This is a genomic window from Alcanivorax xiamenensis (assembly GCF_009846745.1).
Lineage (GTDB): Bacteria > Pseudomonadota > Gammaproteobacteria > Pseudomonadales > Alcanivoracaceae > Alloalcanivorax > Alloalcanivorax xiamenensis.
In genome coordinates, this window is the sequence record NZ_AQPF01000024.1 from 37,256 (window position 1) to 56,553 (window position 19,298).

Consider the following 19,298-nt stretch of genomic DNA (forward strand, 5'->3'; position numbering starts at 1 on the left):
AAGTTGCGCTCCCACCCGTGGCCCGGTGCATCATAGCAAGCGGCTTTTCGGCGAACCACATAGACCGGCACTATCGTGTCGATTGGCTGCGGCTGTATCATCCGCGACGGTGTCTCTGACACCTGGGGACGATCCCGCCCATCTCAAGTACAATAACCCCGCTTTTTACATCCCGGCCGGCCGCCATGGAATGGTGGACGGCTCCCATGATCGAGGAAACATCATGTCCCAAGATTCCGTTGTCATCGTTAATGGCGCTCGTACCCCCATGGGCGGCTTTCAAGGCAGTCTGGCGCCAGTGACCGCGCCGACCCTGGGCGCCGTCGCCATCCGCGAAGCAGTGGCCCGCGCCGGCCTCAAGGCCACCGATATCGAAGATGTGGTCATGGGCTGCGTACTGCCGGCCGGCCTCAAACAGGGCCCGGCGCGTCAGGCCATGCGCCAGGCCGGTCTGCCGGACAGCACCGGCGCCACCACCGTCAATAAGCTGTGCGGTTCCGGCATGCGTGCCACCATGTTCGGTCACGACATGATCAAGGCGGGCAGTCATGACATCGTCGTCGCCGGCGGCATGGAATCCATGACCAACGCTCCCTATGTGCTGGACAAGGCCCGTGCCGGCCTGCGGATGGGCCACGGTCAGGTCCATGACCACATGTTCCTGGACGGCTTGGAAGACGCCGAGACTGGCCGGTTGATGGGCTCGTTCGCGCAGGACGTGGCGGATCAGCGCGGCATTACCCGCGAGCAGATGGACGCGTTCGCCATCGAATCGTTGAAACGCGCCCAGGCCGCCATTCAGCAGGGCTGGTTCAAGGACGAAATCGTGCCAGTCACAGTCACCACCCGTAAGGGCGAAACCGTGGTGGATACCGATGAGCAGCCGGGCAACGCCAATATCGACAAAATCCCGAATCTGAAACCGGCGTTCAAGAAAGACGGCACGGTCACCGCCGCCAACGCCAGCTCCATCTCCGACGGCGCTTCGGCGCTGGTGCTGGCACGGGAATCGGTGGCCGCCGAGCGCGGGCTGCAACCCGTGGCACGCATCCTCGGCCATGCCACCAACAGCCGTCATCCCAGCGAGTTCACCGTGGCACCGATCGGCGCCACCGAGAAACTGCTGAAAAAGGTCGGTTGGAGCGTGGATGACGTGGATCTGTTCGAGATCAACGAAGCCTTCGCCATGGTGGCGATGCTGCCAATGATCGACCTGGGCATTCCCCACGACAAACTGAACATCCATGGCGGCGCCTGTGCATTGGGCCACCCGATCGGGTCCACCGGCTCGCGCATCATCCTGACACTGATTCACGCGCTCAAACGCACCGGCGGCAAACGCGGCGTGGCCAGCCTGTGCATCGGCGGCGGCGAAGCCACCGCGGTGGCCATCGAACTGCTGTAAAAACCGCCGCGTCAGACAGCTTCCCACGGGCCGGGCCACGGAGCCACTGTGGGAAGCTTGCTTGCAAGCGAATGGGTTCTCGGAGACCAAGATTCGCTTTCAAGCAAGCTTCCCACAGTGGCCTCGTGGCACCCTCAATGGAAAGTAGTCAGCCTGCGGAGGTGCCAGCGGTAATATCCCGTTGCAACTCCGGCGGCGGCATTGATACGCAAACGCTATCCTGGGGCCTAGAATTGACCGATTAGTCATCATTCTAGGGAGTACCATGTCCGCCCTGCCCGTCATTACCGCCGTGGGCGGCATCAACGCCGCCGGCCGCACCTCCATGCATCACGGCTTCCGCCGCATGGTGTTCGAAGCGCTGGATGCCCACCGACAACAACAGACTCTGGACAGCCTGTCCGCGCTCACCGGCCTGAGCGATCGCCAGCAACTGCTCAACGCCACTTTGATTCGCGAATTGCCGGAAGCGGTGCGCATCACCATGGCGAGCAACGGCCACAGCGACGCTCCGGTGACTCTGGAGATGCGAAATCTGGATCTGCCCCACCCGCTGCCGGAGGGCTGGCAAGTCACCGAACTGAACCGCCACCGCAGCCGGGTCACTTTGCCCGCCGGTGCCGAACTGCGCGCACCGGCGGCCAGTGCCCGGCGGGTCAGCGCCGCCGGTCAACTGCCCAGCGGTTTCGACCCCGCCACTCTGTACGCTTCACGCAATCATCCCCGCGCCCTGCAAATGGCTATTTACGGTGTCAGTGACGCCTTTGGCATGCTCGGTATTCCCTGGGATCAATTGCGTGGCCGGCTGGCCCCGGACGAGGTCGCGATGTTCGCCTCCAACGCCATGGCGCAACTGGACGACCATGGTCTCGGCGGCATGATGCGCGCCCCGTCGCTGGGCCAGCGCACCACCTCCAAGCAGTGTCCGCTGGGCCTCGGCGAGATGACCGCCGATTTCATCAACGCCTATGTGCTGCGCAGCCCTGGCGGCACCGGCGGCATGCTCGGCGCCTGCGCCACGTTCCTCTACAACCTGGAACGAGCGATACACGCGATCCGCAACGGCCGCGCCCGGCTGGTGGTGGTGGGCACCAGCGAAGCGCCACTGGTGCCGGAAGTGCTGGAAGGCTATCGCGCCATGGGTGCCCTGGCCGAGGATGAAGCCCTGGCGGCCCTGGATGGCGCCAAACAGGCGGACCTGCGCCGCGCCTGCCGGCCGTTCTCGGACAACTGCGGTTTCACCATGGCGGAATCCGCTCAGTTCGCGGTGGTGATGGACGACAGCTTGGCGCTGGAATTGGGCGCCGATATTCTGGCGTCGGTACCGGATGTGTTCGTTCACGCCGACGGCGCCAAGAAATCCATCTCATCGCCGGGCATTGGCAACTATCTGACCCTGGGCCGCGCCGCTTCCCTGGTGCGTCAGTTGCTGGGCGAGGACGCCCTGCGCAACAACAGTGTGGTGCACGCCCATGGCACCGGCACGCCGCAGAACCGGGTTACCGAATCCCACGTCCTCAATGAAGTGGCCAAGGCGTTCGCCATCCGCGACTGGCCGGTGGCCGCGATCAAAGCCTATGTGGGCCATTCCCTCGGTAGCGCCGGCGGCGACCAGCTGGCGTCCGCGGCGGGCACCTTCCAGGATGGATTACTGCCGGGGATCGCCACCGTGGATCATTTCGCCGCCGATCTGCACGACAGCAATCTGTCGTTTTCCCGCGAGCACCGCGAATTACGGCCCTCGGCGGCGCTGCTCAACTCGAAAGGGTTCGGCGGCAACAACGCCACCGCAGTGATGCTGTCCCCGGACGCCACTCTGGACCTGCTGCGTCGTCGTCATGGCGAGCGCGCTCTGGACAGCTGGCGGGACCGGGTAAGCGGCACCCGCGAAGCCGCCGCCGACTACGAACGACGGGCCCTGGCCGGTGAAACCGCGCCGGATTACCACTTCAACGACGGCGTTTTGAGCGGCGATGACCTGAGCATCACCGACCAGGATATCCGTCTGCCCGGTTGGGATCAGGCACTGACCTTCCGCGACGATCCGGGCTTCGACGACTACCGCTGATCAATCGCGGCTCACGAGCCGCGATGGAAGCGCCTTCAAACGTCCTACAGCCCCACCCCGAACGCCGGTGACGCCCATCCCTGACGGGAATCGCCGGCGTCGCCGGTGAGCGGCGCGCCGCCGGTGATCACCTGCTCCGCGGTGCCATACTGCAACCAGGTTTCGGTGGGCACCTGCTCCACGCCCGGCTGGCTGTAATCACAAACCCCGTCCGGGAAAATCTCCGCCACCTGCGCGACGAAGGCGTCCGGATCGGGAATGCCGGACAACAGCCCGGAGGGATAGTCCGCCGGGTCCACCGGTTTCAACTGGCATTTGTTGACCAGGGTGGTGATATCGTCACCAGCCACGGTGCGCGGCGTACCGAAGCGGGTCTGCACCACGGTTTGCTGCAATCCGGCGACGATGTCGGTGATCGGGGACAGCAGATCACCGACGATACCCGGCAAACCCAGCGCGCTCAGGTCCAGACCACACACCTGGGCGGTGACCGCATCCACCACCACGCCCAGCTCCGGCGGCGGCGGTGGCAGCAGGGACAAATCCAGCCCTGGAATCAACGGGTCCGGATACAACAGATTGCCAGTGAACGGCACGATCGGGCCATCGGCGCCCAACAGCGACGATACCGACAGACAACGGTCGCGCGCCTGAATCGGCTTGCGCGCCACCACTTTCTCCTCGATGGTCCCGGGCTCCGGATCGGCCTCGATATCGGACAGCCAGCGGTCCATCACCAGCAACGCCTCGGTGGTGTAGACCGTGTCGCCGGCCAACGGGAAGGCGCCGAACCAGATCACATGATTGTCGGCATGCCCCTGGGTCCTGATCAGCCGCTCACGCATCTGCCAGGAATGGTAGGCGTCATGGGCCAGCCCCGGGTCCGGGCCGCGCAGATCGATGATCGGCACATTGGCGAGATGTTCGGCGGTATTGATGGCGCCGGTGCGGTAAGCATTACGCAGCGCTTCCGGGTCGGCCCTGGTGCGCTCGGGCTGGTGACGAATGTCCACGTCGAAGCCACCGATCTCCCGGTTCACGGTGAGGAACTGCCCTGGTGTGATGGTGCCGTCGCGCAACGCTTGCAGGCCGTATTGCACCCCCACGTTATCCAGCGGAATACCAGCGAATCCCCGGCCGAGCGCCTGTTCGTTGGCACTCCACACAGACGGTGGCCGGGTGCCGAACTGATTCACCATGTAATCGATCAGACCGCAGCGCAGCCCGTCCGGCTGCTCTTCCGGGTGGTACAGCGGCACCCCGTCCGCCAGCCCCGGACAGTCGTCCTGGGTGGGGTACGCCGAGGGGAAGAACGCCAGATCGGAGACCACCGGATTGAGCGGCAAGTGCCCGTAAAACGCCGACCACTGCAGCGCGGGAAGGGTCCCCGAGGTCAGCAATGAGGTGATCACCGACAGCAGATCCGTGGGGCTCTCCGGCAACTGGTTACCGAAATAACGGCTGAGCAGGTTGTAGTCAGCGAACTGACTGGCGGTGGTCCACACATCCGGATAGGAACACTGCACGATCAGTCCCTGGTAAATACCCGGATAGGCATTGGCGATGTGTTGCTGGGCGATGGCGCCGCCGGAGCAGCCGGTGCCAATGGTGTAGCGCAGCGGCCCGTACTGCTCGACGATGCGCTCCTTGGCCATCATCAACGACTCGGCGGCGGTGACCAGATTGACGTTATGGCCGAGATTGGCCTGGGCGGTGGAAAGCGTAATGAAGCCACGCCCCAGCGCCACGGAAACACTGTCACCCAACAGCATCTCCGCCCCTTCCGGCGCGGTACCGGCGATGTCGCCGTTGGGCGGTTCACCGGGCCCGTAACTGACGCCCACATTGCCGCCATGATGGATCAGCAGCTTGCCATTCCATTGCGGCTGTGGCGCCAGCGCGTTCCAGGGCTGGTCCGGCTGGTACAGCGCCATGATCTGGTAGCGGTCACGGTTGATCACGCCGGTTTCCACGCGAACGATGAACGGCACTGCCACGTCCTGGTCGGTGGTGACCCTGGCGATCTGGTCCGCCGGCGGCGGGTTGTCCGGGTCATAGTCCTGAAAAGCCGCGGGCAGGCCCGGGTTCATCGGATCGAAACCGGTGAGTAGCGCTTGCAGACGATCCGCCGGCACATATTTGAAGCGGTATTCCGCCGGCTGGTTGCAGAAGGCGTCCTCGGCGGCGGCGTTGGTGCAGGTCCAGGGCCCGATCTGCGGCCCCGAGAACACGGGCCCGCCAATCGGGTGGTTGACCAGGGAACGTTGCAGCAGCGAGCCGTCCGCCAGCGTCACGGTGACGGTGTTCCCGCCTTCCGCCAGGCCGGTAATCAAACCGCTCAGGGTGTCGCCGGTGCGCTGGAGATCAGCCCCGGCATCCTGCCCGCCCACGCTGACACGGGCGCCTTCCAGCAAGGCGGGCTCCTCCACCACGATGTTGATCAGGGCGTCACCGCCGCTGATCAGATCGGCGCGGTTGGACAGCACCTGGATCTCACCGTCCGCCCACACCGTTTCCCCCGGCTCATCCGGTCCCCCGGGGTTGGGGGACGGGGCAGGATCACCGGAAGACGAGGACCCTGAACCGCCACACGCGGCCAGGAGCAAACACAGACCATAAAGTCCGATCAAGAACAGCCGTTTCATTATTATTCTCCGTTTTCAGTCCCGGCCGATGCCGGGTTTTCCCCGATTGTTATCCCAACGGGGGTGAAAACACTGTTGGCTGGCGGTTACCGGAGCGTTAACCAAACCGTCATTTTTTTCTCAACATGTACGAAGGTGCCATTATCCCTTGCACCATCGAATCACGCCGTCCGCCTTGACCCGCCGCCGCCCTCCCCGCGAATATCAGCGGTCGGCCACGTTCCGGCTGCTCCCTACTTGCGACAGGAAACACTATGAAGCCATGGAAAAAAGCACTGCTGACGGTGCTGGTGCTGCTCATCGCGATAGCGATCTGGCAACGCTACAAGCCTCTGCCGGAAGGCGTCGGCGAAGCCGGACCACCACGTTCCGCCCACCAGGTGGCGCTGCTGGTGGACGACACCTGGAGCGACGCGCAAGGGGATCGCCATTTTGATCAGGCCATCTTCGACGAGTATTTCCGCTTGATCGGCCAGGCCCGCAAGCTGGTGGTGGTGGATATGTTCCTGTTCAACACCTTCGCCGGAGACAGCGGCAGCGCTCATCGGCCGCTCAGTGAGCAACTCACTGAAGCGTTGCTGGCCCGGCACCAAGCGGTGCCCGGGCTGCGTGTGCTGGTCATCACCGACCCCTTCAACACGCTCTATGGCGGTGTCCAGGCACCCCAGTTGGAACGCCTGCGCGAAGCCGGCATTCCGGTGGTGTTCACCAGTCTGCCCCGGCTGCGCGACTCCAACCCAAGCTGGTCGGCGCCGTGGCGGGTATGTTGTCAGTGGTTCGGCAATAGTGCCGGCGGTGGTTGGCTACCCAATCCCACCGGCGGAGACGAGGTGACCTTGAGGACCTATTTGAGCCTGCTCAACTTCAAGGCCAATCACCGCAAGACCCTGGTGGTGGATGAGGGCGATGACTGGACTGCTCTGATCACCTCGGCGAATGCCCACGACGCCAGCAGTGCCCACTCCAATATTGCTCTGCGCTTCAGCGGCTCGGTGGCGCTCGACGTGCTGCACTCGGAACTGGCGGTGGCGCGTTGGTCCGGTGCCGAAGTGGGCGGGGACTGGCCGGCGGCGCCCTCGAAAACCGGCGACGACGCCCTGCCCCATTTACGCTTGCTCACCGAAGGTGCCATCCGCGATGCCCTGCTGGCCACCGTGAGCGAAGCCCGCCAGGGCGAGCAGTTGGATGTCGGCGTATTTTATTTGTCCCACCGGCGTCTGGTGAGAGCTCTCGCCGAAGCGCAACAGCGGGGCGTACGGGTACGTCTGCTGCTGGACCCGAACAAGGATGCCTTCGGCCGTGAGAAAAACGGTGTGCCCAACCGTCAGGTAGCCTGGGAACTGCATGACGCCGGCGCCGCGGTGCGCTGGTGCGCCACCACCGGGGAGCAATGCCATACCAAGATGTTGCTGCGTTTCCCAGCGGCGGACAGCGACCGGCCGGCGCGGCTGATCCTCGGCTCCGCCAACTACACCCGGCGCAACCTGGATAATCTGAATCTGGAAACCAGCGTGGAATGGGTGGCCGGGACCGATGATCCGGTGATCAGCGAAGCGCGGAGCACCTTTGAACGACGTTGGAGCAACCCGGACGACATGCTGTTCAGCCTGCCCTACGAGGCCTACGAGGACACCTCGTACTGGCGCGTGGCGCTGTATCGGATCATGGAGTTCACCGGCTGGTCGACGTTCTGAACGAGGGGCGTCCCCCATTCGCTGCTAAAGCAGCTTCCCACAGCGGCTTCGTGGCACCGGCTGTGGGAAGCTGCTTTAGCAGCGAACGGGGACACCGGCGGCCTGTCATTTTTCTATTAAACGTCTAGCGTCCGGCTCTTACCGCCTTCACCGCCACCAGACCATTAATCCCCCAGGCCAGCGCCAGCAGCAACGGCAAGGCCAGGGTCGCTTCGGATTCCGGCAGCAATGATGTGCCCGGCAGCTGACACAGGAACAGCGCCGATTCCAACACCGCCAGCAGCAGCGGCGCGGCGATGGCCGCTGGACGATGCAGCTCCACATGCAGATAGTGCAGCATGGTCCGGCCAGCGGAGAGCGCCAGCCATATGATGATCAAACCACCGGCAAGCACCGCCATCATCGACAGGTCTCCTGGTCAGATTGCATTTCCGCCATGGCTTACTGCTTCTCCCATTTCGCCACCGGCGCCTGGTAATCGGCGAACGCCGCCACCAGGACTTCGGGGTCCGCGTCCACGGTCAACATTTCCCGGTAGGCGGGTTTCATGAAGCCCTGGTCCACCATGTGTTCAAGAAAGCCGATCAGGCCATCGTAATAACCGATCACGTTGAAGAAACCACAGGGCTTATGATGGTAGCCCAGCTGCGCCCAGGTCCACACCTCGAAGATTTCCTCCAGGGTACCGGCGCCGCCGGGCATGGCGATGAAACCGTCCGCCAGCTCCGCCATCATCGCCTTGCGCTGATGCATGTTCTCCACCACGTGCAACTCGGTGATACCGGTGTGCTGGATTTCCCGGTCCTTGAGCGCCTGGGGAATCACTCCGATAACCTCGCCGCCGGCCTCCAGGACCGCATCGGCGATGACGCCCATCAGCCCGACTCGGCCACCGCCATAGACCAGACCATGCCCCTGCGCCACCAGCGCCCGGGCCAGCGCCCGCGCCTGTTGTTCATAGATGGGATCGACACCGGAACTGGAACCGCAAAACACCGCAATGTTCATTACTACTCCGTTTGACTATCGAACAATCCTGTCAGGCCCTGACTATTGACCAACCGGGACAAACCGGCCACAACAGTAAGCATGATCAGAGCAAGGTACCAGAATGAACGACGATGATCGCAAAGAAATGAAGGGCCGTAACCGTGCCGCGGCTACGTCTCGCCCCAACGACGCGTCTGTGCCTGACCTGCGCCGGGTCTCGGCAAGGGGGAATGTGAAGGCACTACGACCGATCGGCCATCGCACCGTTCGCTGGCACTCTCTATTCGCGAGCAAGCTCGCTTCCCACACGGGACTGCGAAGTCACTGTGGGAAGCTGCCTTGGCAGCGAATGGCGTACCAGCGCGTTGCGTGTAAGCGTGCGAGCGAACCGTGGACGGCCGTGCTACCCGCAAGACCGGCCCTCTGATCCATTGCTGCTCGAGTCCAGCAACGACAAGGTTTCCGCCTGCGCCCGCCGGTATTCTTGCACGGTTCTCGCTACCAGCTCGGTCACCGACGGCACCCCGGAGACACCGGATACCGAATGTCCGGCGCTCCATACGTCCACCCAGCGTTTCGGCCCGGGGCTGTCGGAGCCGCCACCGTACAGGGCCGCGGCCCGCTCCTCGGTCATGTCGATGGGCAGGTTGTCCGGGTCCAGCCCGGCGGCGATCACCGAGGGACGCAAAGTATTGGTCTCCAGGCCGGTGAAGGCGCGGCTGAGCATGATGTCATCCAGGCGGGAATCCACCAGCATCCGTTTATAACCCTCCGCCGCCAGGCTTTCCCGGGTGGCGATGAACTTGGTGCCCATATACCCCAGATCACAGCCCAGGGTACGGGCCGCCCACAACGCCTGCCCGTCGCCGATGCCACCAGCCAGCACCAGCGGCCCGTCGAACATCGCCCGCACCGCGCGGACGAAGGCAAAACCGTTGGCCCAGCCGGTTTGCCCGCCGGCACCGGCGGTGAGCAAAATCAGCCCATCGGCACCAGCGGCAATGGCTTTCTCGGCGTGACGAACATTGGCCACATCGGCGAACACCAGGCAACCGATGTCGTGCAACGGGCCGATCACCGGCCGCGGCTCGCCAACGCTGGTGATCACCATTTCCACTTTGTGCTTCAGCAAGCAGGCCAGTTCTTCCTTCAGGCTCCGCCGCCGCATGATCAGGTTGGGACAGAACGGCGCGTCCTCGGGCGTCAGCGCGGCACCGATTTCACACAACCAGCGGTCGTACTCTTCCACCGTGCGGCAGTTGGCGGTGGGAAAGGAACCGATCACGCCCTGACGGCAGGCGGCGATCACCAGTTCCGGCCCGGAAACCCGGAACATGGGCGCGGCGATCAGCGGCAAACGCAGCCGGCGCGCAATAGAAGACGATAATTCCGTGGTGGTGTTCGGCGTCACGCTGTTCATCCTATCTGTCGGCTCTGGCCGGCCCAGTAACGGGCCCGCAGCGCTTTCTTGTCGATCTTGCCCAGGCTGGTCAACGGCAGGGCATCGACGAACTCGAGTTTCTTTGGAGCGTGGGCGGCGCCTTTCAGATCCTTGACCTGCTGGATCAGAGTCCGCGCTGTTACCTGCTCCCCAGGGTGGCAAACCACGATGGCGGTGACCGCTTCGCCCCAGCGCGGATCCGGCACGCCGATCACCGCCGCCATGGCCACCGCCGGATGAGCGCTGAGCGCGTCTTCCACCGCGCGGGTGTAAACGTTGAAACCACCGGTGACGATCATGTCCTTCTTACGGTCCACGATGTACAGGCGGCCCTGTTCGTCGGCCCGCGCCACATCCCCGGTATGCAGCCAGCCGAATTGCATCGCCTCTTCGGTTTGCTCCGGCTGGTTCCAGTAGCCTTCCATCATCGACGGACCGCGCACGCAGATCTCCCCGGCTTCGCCAAGCGGCACCGCCCTGCCCTCGTCATCCAGCAGAGCGATCCGGTTGGATGTCACCGGAAAGCCGCAGGACGCCAACCACTGTGGCTGGGCCCGGTCATGATCTTCCTTCGGCAGATAGGTGATCGGATAGCATTCGGTCTGCCCGAACAGCTGCGCGAACACCGGACCGATCCGCTCCATGCCCTCCGCCAGCCGGGCCGGCGACATCGGCGATGCGCCGTACAACAGCGACTCCAGGGACGACAGATCCGTCTTCGCCAGACGGGTGTCGTCCAGCAGGCTGTAGAGCATGGTCGGCACCATCAAGGTGACGTTGATCCGCCGCCGCTCGATCGCCGCCAGTACCTCGCCGCTATCAAAACCGTGCATCAGGTGTACACAGCCGCCCCGGATCAACGTCGGCAAAACCTTGGTGCCGGACACATGGCTGACCGGCGCCACCGCCAGATAATAGGGCCGGCGCGGCAGCTCGAAATCCGCCAGGATCGCCACGGCGGAAGCCACCAGCGCCCGATGGCGGCGAAACGCGCCCTTGGCGCGCCCGGTGGTGCCACCGGTGTAGTTCAGGGTGGCAATATCACCGGCGTGGGCCAGATCGCGGGCCGTCGCCGCGCCGGCCCGTTCCACGGCCCGACTCAAATCAATGCCGTACTCCGCCGCCGTCAGGGTAAAGGTGGTCATTCCCGGCCGGGTCGACAACGCCACGCCGACCTCGCCGAACGCTTCGGCATCCGCCACCAGGAAGGCGGCGCCGCAGTCCTCCAGCTGGAACTGATGGTCCGACAACGCCCCCTTGGGATGCAAAGCGGTGGTGGCCGCGCCGCAAAGTTGAGCGGCGACCCCGGCGCACCAGCCATCGGCCCGGTTGGCGCTGAGCACGGCGACCCGGTCGCCGCGTTGCAGGCCGTGCTCCAGAAAGACCTTCTGGATGCGGCCGATCAGGTCGGCGACGCCGCGATAGCTGAGTTCTCCGCCCTCCCAGGTGAAGGCGGTGCGGTCCGGATAACGTGCCAGCGCACGCAGGACAAGCGTGCCCAACGTCAGACCCACATCGTGAGCGTCTTGCATCTCGGCTCCTTGCATCGGATGTTGTTGTTCTGATATCGCGGGGCGCTGCCCACGCTTTTATGAGGGTTCCAGCATCATCCGCCCGGGGAGCGGGCCGGGACAATCGCCGATCACGCCAGATCCATTGACGAAAACGGTCATGGTGACAGGAACGCGAGACATGAATTCAGAGGTAGCCACAAGGCTGCCGCGGGAGCTTGTAGCGCGATCCGCAGGCTAATTCCGTCAAACAAAAAAGGCGGGCCCGAGGGCCCGCCTTTTCCAGACTTACCTGAGTAGGATCGAGACTTAGATGTTCTCGAACTGACCCATGGTGTTGTCTTTACCACCGGCTTTCAGCGCGGCTTCACCAGAGAAGTACTCTTTGTGGTCATCACCGATGTTGGAACCGGCCATGTCCTGGTGCTTCACGGTGGCAACGCCTTCGCGGATCTCGCGGCGCTGTACGCCGGCCACATAAGCCAGCATGCCTTCGTCGCCGAAGTAACCCTTGGCCAGCTGATCGGTGGACAGAGCAGCGGTGTGGTAGGTCGGCAGGGTGATCAGGTGGTGGAAGATACCCGCTTCGCGAGAAGCATCGCGCTGGAAGTTCTGGGTCCACTGATCGGCCAGTTGAGCCAGCTCGGTGCCGTCGTAATCGGCGCTCATCAAGCGGTCGCGGTCGTAAGCGGACACGTCCTTGCCTTCCTTCTCCCAAGCGTCGAACACTTGCTGACGGAAGTTCAGGGTCCAGTTGAAGGACGGGCTGTTGTTGTAAACCAGCTTGGCGTCCGGCACTACTTCACGGATACGGTTAACCATTTCCGCGATCTGGCCAACGTGCGGCTTCTCGGTTTCGATCCACAGCAGATCGGCGCCGTTCTGCAGGCTGGTGATACAGTCCAGAACCACGCGGTCAATACCGGAGCCGGCTTTGAACTGGAACAGGCCGGAAGCCAGACGCTTCGGCTTGAGCAGCTTGCCGTTGGACTTGATGACAACGTCGCCGTTGTTGATCTGGGACGCGTCGTCGATGTACTCGCCATCCAGGAACGCGTTGTACTGGTCGCCCAGGTCGCCCGGCTCGTTGGTCACGGCGATCTGCTTGGTCAGGCCAGCGCCCAGGGAGTCGGTACGGGCAACGATGACACCGTCGTCAACGCCCAGCTCGAGGAAGGCGTAACGCACAGCGTTGATTTTGGCCAGGAAGTCGGCGTGGGGAACGGTCACTTTACCGTCCTGGTGACCACACTGCTTCTCATCGGAAACCTGGTTCTCGATCTGGATGCAGCAAGCACCGGCTTCGATCAGTTGCTTGGCCATCAGATAGGTGGCTTCCGGGTTACCGAAGCCAGCATCGATATCGGCGATGATCGGCACAACGTGGGTTTCGAAGTTGTCGATCTGGCTGATGATTTCGGCTTTTTTGGCTTCGTCACCAGCGGCTTTGGCGTCGTCCAGGGCACGGAACAGGTGGTTCAGTTCCCAGGCATCGGCTTGCTTGAGGAAGGTGTACAGTTCGCGGATCAGATCGGCGACCGCGGTCTTCTCATGCATGGACTGATCGGGCAGCGGACCGAATTCGGAACGCAGCGCGGCAACCATCCAGCCGGACAGGTACAGGTACCGGCCTTTGGTGCTGCCGAAGTGCTTCTTGATGGAAATCATCTTCTGCTGACCGATGAAACCGTGCCAGCAACCCAGGGACTGGGTGTACTTGGAGGAGTCCGCATCGTAGGCCGCCATGTCTTCGCGCATGATCTTGGCGTTGTACTTGGCGATGTCCAGATGCGTTTTGAAGCGGTTTTGCAGGCGCATGCGAACAGCGGATTCCGGGTTGATGTCGTGCCAGGTGTTGTTGGCACCAACCACGGAGCTCAGTGCTTCGATCTCTTTGAGGTACTGTGACATGGTCAATCCTTGTCGATAGAAGAATGAACACCGAAGCCGCCGGTCATGCAGGGAAAAGGGCCCCTACCCGACGCCGGCTACCGATGGCGCGCATTCTAGGGGGCCCTCACCCATAAAAACAATCAATATGGGTTATACCCAATATTTCTCTGGTGAATGATGGTGGCAAACCGCGAAAAGGCCCGGAAACGCCGCGCCGGCGGAGGCCGGCGCGACCGGATGGTCAGCCTTTTCGGGGCGCCGGCCGGGGTTTTCCGGCCACTCGCCGCGCTCAGCCCCGGGGCCGGCGGCGCCGGAGCAGCAAAGCCCCGGCCAGCAGTAGACCCGGCCCCCAACTTCCGCCACCGGATCCCCCTCCGGATGCGGGCGGCTCCGGCTCGGGGTCCACCGGGGTCTTCTCCACCGTGAAAGCATCCACCACGGTGCCATCCACATCATAGGCCCGGTACCGCAGTTCTCCGCCGTCCACATCAATGACCTGATAAGTGGCCAGATCCGCGATCATGACCGCCGGCTCCACCCCGTATTTCTCCTGGAAACCGCCTACTTCATAGAACTTGGTGCCGGAATTGGCCACCAGGTACACCGTGCCCTCGCCTTCGGGGACCACCTCTCCGCCCTTCATCGGCTGGGTGCGCAGATAGGCATGGGTGTGCCCCTGCAGCATCAAATCCACGCCGTGGCGGTCCAGTACCGGCAGGAAAGCCTCGCGCAATTCCGGCTCGTCCTGAGTCGGACGGGAGCCGTAGATGGGCTGGTGGATGGCGACGAATTTCCAGGTGCTATCCGCCTGGGCCAGTTGCTGATCCAGCCAGGCCGCCTGCCTGGCCAACTCATCCTCGCCCTTGAGACTGCCGTCGACGATGGCGAAGAAGGCGTCGCCGTAACGGAAGCTGTAGAGACGCTCCTCCATGCCCCGTGGGCCGTTCTCCGGCAGCATGAACTGGTCCAGATAGAGAGTCGGTTCCTGGCCGTTGTATTCGTGGTTACCCAGCACCGGCACCAGTGGCTGTTCCGAATACACCCCTTCGCTGGCGTGAAAAAACGCGTCCCAGTCGTCCCGTTCCGGCCCGCGATTGACCATGTCGCCGGTCATCACGATAAAGCGGGCGTTGGGCGTGTATTCATAGGCCCGACGCACCAGCGGTTCCCACTCCTCGAAGCCGTGCTGCACGTCGCCCATATAGATGAAGGAAAAGGCCTCCGGATCAGCCGGATCGGTGGTGAACTCCCGCGGCGCGCTCCAGCCGCCATCCTCGCCGTTACCCACGGCATAGACATAGGTGGTGGCCGATTTCAGGTCACGCAGGGGAACGATATGCCGGTTCACCACCGGATCATTGCCCGGCTCCGGGCGCAGCTCCAGCAAGCCACCGGGGTAATCGTCCAGCGTGTCGTACTCGGCCAGAATGTCCTCCCGAGGCGAATCAATCACCACCGGCCCCCCGGAGGAGGCCGACAGATACTCATCACCAGCATCGAAGCCGGTAAAGCGGCTTTTCTCCTGGAACAGGACCTTGCCGGCGCCTTCCGTGCGACCGGTACGCCATTGCACCACCGCGGATGTGGCCGGGTCATCACCCAACGTCAACACCACCTGATCCGGCCTCGCGGTGGACGGGTACGGCGTGATGTTGGCGAATCGGATCAACTGGCCATCGTTGCGGCGAGTCCTTAGCAGTTGCACGGACTGCTGCCCCACCAGTTGCTCCGGCAGTTCGATAAAGTAACGGCTTTCCTCATCGGCCCAGGCCGGGCGCTCCAGCGCCACGGTGTCCAGGCCGAAGGACGGGTGATAGAGATCGCTGATAACCAGCTCCGCCGTCGCGTCCACCGGCGCCACCGCGATGGCGTAGGACTCGATGCTGCCATTGGAATCGCCGTCGATGATGCCGTTCACGCCCAGCCCCACCTCGCCGGCGGGAAACCTCGCCTGCCATACTTCCCACTCGGTCTCATGGCGAATGCGCGCCTTCAGATCGGTCTTCTCGAACCCCAGATCCGACAGCCAGAACTGTTCCGCCGGCCACGGATCCCGTATCACCGAAACCACCACCGGCACGTTCACGGTGAAGCGAACGAAATCGGTGCCAAGGATATGACGCTCTCCGGCGGAAATATTGCCGAGCACCTGATCCGGCGTCATCGACTGCAACTCTTCGGTACTGAACTGCTCAAGAAAGCGTTGCTGAATTTCAAATACGGTATCCCGAACCGTGGGATTCGGAGCGGACTGCGCCGACACCAGCGACGGCATCGACAACAGCAGAATCAGAAACACCCGGACCAGACGGCCGGGGCGAGAGGAAAAAAACATGACTGTGCTCCCCGATGTTATTGATGCTATGGAAGCGCCCCCAAAAGGTTCCCGGCGGCATCACGGCGATCGTTGCCGCGATGGCCCATGGAATGGTCGCCGGGGCGGAGATAACGGCAAAGGCGCTGGGGGAGGAGCCTAGGTCCCCGTTGTTGCAAAGCGGGGACCGGCGGGTTTCAGTCTGTTTAAAATTCGTACGGTGACGGTGTCCGGGGAAGTCCGGGAGATCAAATCTCCCGGGTTTCCAGGAAACGGATTTCCGGGTGCCGTTCCTCGGTGAGTTGCAGGTTGACCCGTGTCGGCGCCAGGTAGGTCAGATGGCCGGCCCCGTCACGGGCCAGGTTGTCGTAGGCTTTGCGCTCGAACAACGCCAGTTCGCGTTCGCTGTCCGCTTCCATCCAGCGGGCGGTGGTGACGTTGACCGGCTCGTACCGACATTCCACGCCGTACTCGGCCTTCAGGCGAGCCGCCACCACGTCGAACTGCAGCGTTCCCACCGCGCCCAGCACCACGTCATTGTTACGCAGCGGGAAGAACACCTGGGTGGCGCCCTCTTCCGCAAGCTGGGTGAGGCCCTTATGGAGCTGCTTGCTCTTCAGCGGATCATTCAGCACCACCCGGCGGAACAGTTCCGGCGCGAAGTGCGGGATACCGGTGAAGCGCAGATCCTCGCCCTCGGTAAAAGTGTCACCGATCTGGATGGTGCCGTGGTTGTGCAGGCCGATGATGTCACCGGCGAACGCTTCCTCCACATTGTCCCTCTCTCCGGCCAGGAACGTCAGCGCATCGGAGATGCGCACTTCCTTGCCGGTACGGCATTGCTTGAGCTTGATGCCCTTCTGATACTTGCCGGAGCAGATGCGCATGAAGGCGATCCGGTCCCGGTGACGCGGATCCATATTGGCCTGGATCTTGAAAACGAAGCCGGTCATCTTCGGCTCCTCCGCTTCCACCTTGCGCTCCACCGCCACCCGGGATTGCGGTGCCGGCGCCCATTTCACCAGGCCATCAAGCATGTGATCGACGCCGAAGTTGCCCAGCGCGGTACCAAAGAACACCGGCGTCAGCCGGCCGTCCAGAAACCGCTCCAGATCGAAATCGTGGCTGGCGCCGCGCACCAGTTCCAGCATGTCACGCAGTTCCTGGGCGTAGTCCGCCCCCACCGCCTGATCCAGTTCCGGACTATTCAGGCCCTGGATTTCACGCACGTCCTGGATGGTGTGCCCCTGGCCGGTTTTATACAGCACGGTGGTATCGCGCAGCAGGTTGTAGACGCCCTTGAAGCTCTTGCCCATGCCGATCGGCCAGGTCACCGGGGCGCACTCGATATTGAGCACGTCCTCGATCTCGTCCAGCACCTCGATGGGATCGCGCACGTCGCGGTCCAGCTTGTTGATGAAGGTGAGGATCGGCGTGTCGCGCAGCCGGCACACTTCCATCAGCTTGACGGTCCTCTCCTCCACGCCCTTGGCGGCATCAATCACCATCAAGGCGGCATCCACCGCGGTCAGGGTGCGATAGGTGTCCTCGGAGAAATCCGCGTGCCCCGGCGTGTCGAGCAGGTTGACCATGGCGTCCTGGTAAGGGAACTGCATCACCGAGGTGGTCACGGAAATCCCCCGCTCCTTCTCCATCTCCATCCAGTCGGAGGTGGCGTGGCGGCCGGATTTCTTCCCCTTCACCGTACCCGCCAGCTGGATTTGATTTCCGTACAGCAGCAGCTTCTCGGTAATGGTGGTCTTACCGGCATCCGGGTGGGAGATGATGGCGAAAGTGCGCCGTTTGTGGATTTCGTCGATGGGCTTCATAGCGATCTCGGTCTGCGTCGGCGCGCATTGTAGCGCCGACGGGCCGCTTCGTGTAGGAAGCCGCGCGAGCCGGGCGGGAATCAGCTCAAACGGCCGCGCAACCGGCTCACCGCTTGGCTGTGCAACTGACACACCCGGGATTCGGTGACGCCCAGCACGGCGCCGATTTCCTTGAGGTTGAGATCTTCCTGGTAATACAACCCGATCAGCAGTTTTTCCCGATCCGGCAGCGATTCAATGGCGGCAATCAGGCGATCGCGCTGCTGCCCGTCCAGCAGAGCGCTGAACGGGTCCGGCGGGCCGTTGCCGCCAGCGTCCGGTTCGCCCTGTTCGGCGACAATGTCCTCGAACGGCAGCAACAAGCCGCTGTTGGTATCGCTGAGTAGCCGCCGGTAGTCCTCCAGGCCCATGCCCATCTCCGCCGCCACCTCCCGCTCTTGGGGGGCGCGGCCGAGACGCTGCTCGAGCCGGTGCATGCACCGGTCCAGCTCCCGCGCATGGCGACGCACGCTGCGCGGCAACCAGTCGCGTGAACGCAGTTCATCGATCATGGCGCCACGAATACGCTGGCTGGCGAAGGTGGAGAAACTGGCGCCGGCGTTGGGGTCATAGCGGCGCAGGGCGTCAAGCAGACCGACGGTGCCGGCCTGGATCAGATCATCCAGTTCAATACTGGCAGGCAGCTTGACCTGCAGCGCCAGCGCCTGGCGCCGCACTGCCGGCAGGTGCTCTTCCAGCAGTGCCTGTTGGTCGATTTTCCCTTGAGCGGTGTACATGCCCTGTCCTCAACAGCGCCCCATCGGCGTCCGCACTGATCACCCCGAATCGTGGGAGTCCTCCCATTATTCGCTTCCATGACCATGGCCATGCCCGGAAAAGACGGCATTGTTGGGGGTTATTCCGGCGACTGGCGGGGACCGGGAGCTGGCTTACACGCAACACGCTTGCACGCTAAGCCTGAAAGCCTGATTGTCAGCCCTGGAGACATGAATTCGCGCTGTATTCGCTGGCAAGCCAGCTTCCCACAGCTGCTTCGTAGCGCTCTTTGTGGGAGCGGCCTTGGCCGCGAATCGGGGTGTTAGCGTGCAAGCGTGCTGGCGAACTGTGGGACGGCATTGGTCCTCTTCATAATTGGTCCTCTTCATACCGGAAAGGACCACGATGGGGTTGAGATCAATAATTGACCAGAACCTGAATGTCGGTGACCGTCACCGCGCGGCGCTCCCCATCGGGCAATTGAAAACGGAACGACAGCGGCGACCACGCCGGCCCCTGTAACGCTTCGCTGATCCCCCGGTTGCCGGATAGCGGCAGGCAGCGGTCGCCCTGACACAGCCAGGCGCGCAACGAACGCCCCGGCGGCGTGCTGTAGCGCCAGCGCACTTTCTGGATGTAGTTGCCGCGCGCGGCGGCGTCCCCGGGTGGCAGCAGCGCCTCGCTGTGATAGAGCCGCCCCGGCACCGACACCCGCACCGACGGTGCCTCGGCGCTCCAACTGCCCGGCGCCG

13 protein-coding genes are annotated in these 19,298 nt (G+C 63.3%); 3 read left to right on the forward strand and 10 right to left on the reverse strand.

The features are described 5' to 3' along the window. The first annotated feature begins 223 nt into the window (after positions 1–223). Together A6D6_RS14020 and A6D6_RS14025 are read left to right on the forward strand one after the other, a co-directional pair. A complete protein-coding gene (locus A6D6_RS14020; RefSeq protein WP_159661081.1) occupies positions 224–1,405 on the forward strand; it encodes an acetyl-CoA C-acyltransferase in 1,182 nt (393 codons plus the stop codon). A gap of 265 nt (positions 1,406–1,670) precedes the next feature. Beyond that, positions 1,671–3,473, forward strand: a complete 1,803-nt coding sequence (locus A6D6_RS14025; RefSeq protein ID WP_159661082.1) for a beta-ketoacyl synthase — start codon at positions 1,671–1,673, stop codon at positions 3,471–3,473. 44 nt (positions 3,474–3,517) lie between these two features. Here the strand turns inward: A6D6_RS14025 and A6D6_RS14030 are convergent, their stop codons facing one another. Then, positions 3,518–6,118, reverse strand: coding sequence for a DUF6351 family protein (locus tag A6D6_RS14030; RefSeq protein WP_159661083.1), 2,601 nt, complete (start codon positions 6,116–6,118; stop codon positions 3,518–3,520). Positions 6,119–6,372: 254 nt separating this feature from the next. Between A6D6_RS14030 and A6D6_RS14035 the strand changes: the two genes are divergently transcribed. Beyond that, on the forward strand, positions 6,373–7,812 hold the full coding sequence (locus tag A6D6_RS14035; protein WP_159661084.1) for a phospholipase D family protein: 1,440 nt from the start codon (positions 6,373–6,375) through the stop codon (positions 7,810–7,812). Positions 7,813–7,936: 124 nt separating this feature from the next. Here A6D6_RS14035 and A6D6_RS14040 read toward each other — a convergent pair whose 3' ends face one another. The 9 genes from A6D6_RS14040 to A6D6_RS14080 form a co-directional block, all read right to left on the reverse strand. Beyond that, positions 7,937–8,215: a hypothetical protein gene (locus tag A6D6_RS14040; protein ID WP_159661085.1), complete on the reverse strand. Its 279-nt coding sequence runs from the start codon at positions 8,213–8,215 to the stop codon at positions 7,937–7,939. A 38-nt stretch (positions 8,216–8,253) separates the two neighbouring features. Further along, positions 8,254–8,820, reverse strand: coding sequence for an LOG family protein (locus A6D6_RS14045; RefSeq protein WP_133491373.1), 567 nt, complete (start codon positions 8,818–8,820; stop codon positions 8,254–8,256). A 385-nt stretch (positions 8,821–9,205) separates the two neighbouring features. Next, positions 9,206–10,222, reverse strand: a complete 1,017-nt coding sequence (locus A6D6_RS14050) for an NAD(P)H-dependent flavin oxidoreductase (RefSeq protein ID WP_159661086.1) — start codon at positions 10,220–10,222, stop codon at positions 9,206–9,208. Then, positions 10,219–11,775 carry an AMP-binding protein gene (locus A6D6_RS14055; protein WP_133491375.1) on the reverse strand — a complete coding sequence of 519 codons (1,557 nt, stop codon included), beginning with the start codon at positions 11,773–11,775 and terminating at the stop codon, positions 10,219–10,221. The genes A6D6_RS14050 and A6D6_RS14055 overlap by 4 nt, the downstream gene beginning before the upstream one ends. A 288-nt stretch (positions 11,776–12,063) precedes the next feature. Then, complete coding sequence (locus tag A6D6_RS14060) at positions 12,064–13,665, reverse strand: isocitrate lyase (RefSeq protein WP_133491376.1); 1,602 nt, start codon at positions 13,663–13,665, stop codon at positions 12,064–12,066. Positions 13,666–13,936: 271 nt separating this feature from the next. Further along, positions 13,937–15,982, reverse strand: a complete 2,046-nt coding sequence (locus A6D6_RS14065) for a purple acid phosphatase family protein (RefSeq protein WP_159661087.1) — start codon at positions 15,980–15,982, stop codon at positions 13,937–13,939. Positions 15,983–16,209: 227 nt separating this feature from the next. Further along, positions 16,210–17,790, reverse strand: coding sequence for a peptide chain release factor 3 (gene prfC, locus A6D6_RS14070; protein WP_159661088.1), 1,581 nt, complete (start codon positions 17,788–17,790; stop codon positions 16,210–16,212). Positions 17,791–17,870: 80 nt separating this feature from the next. Beyond that, entirely contained in the window at positions 17,871–18,566 is a 696-nt protein-coding gene (locus A6D6_RS14075) for an RNA polymerase sigma factor FliA (RefSeq protein WP_133491379.1), read from the reverse strand. Between the two features lie 397 nt (positions 18,567–18,963). After that, a partial coding sequence (locus tag A6D6_RS14080) for a flagellar protein FlhE (protein ID WP_159661089.1) occupies positions 18,964–19,298 on the reverse strand: 335 nt, incomplete at its 5' end.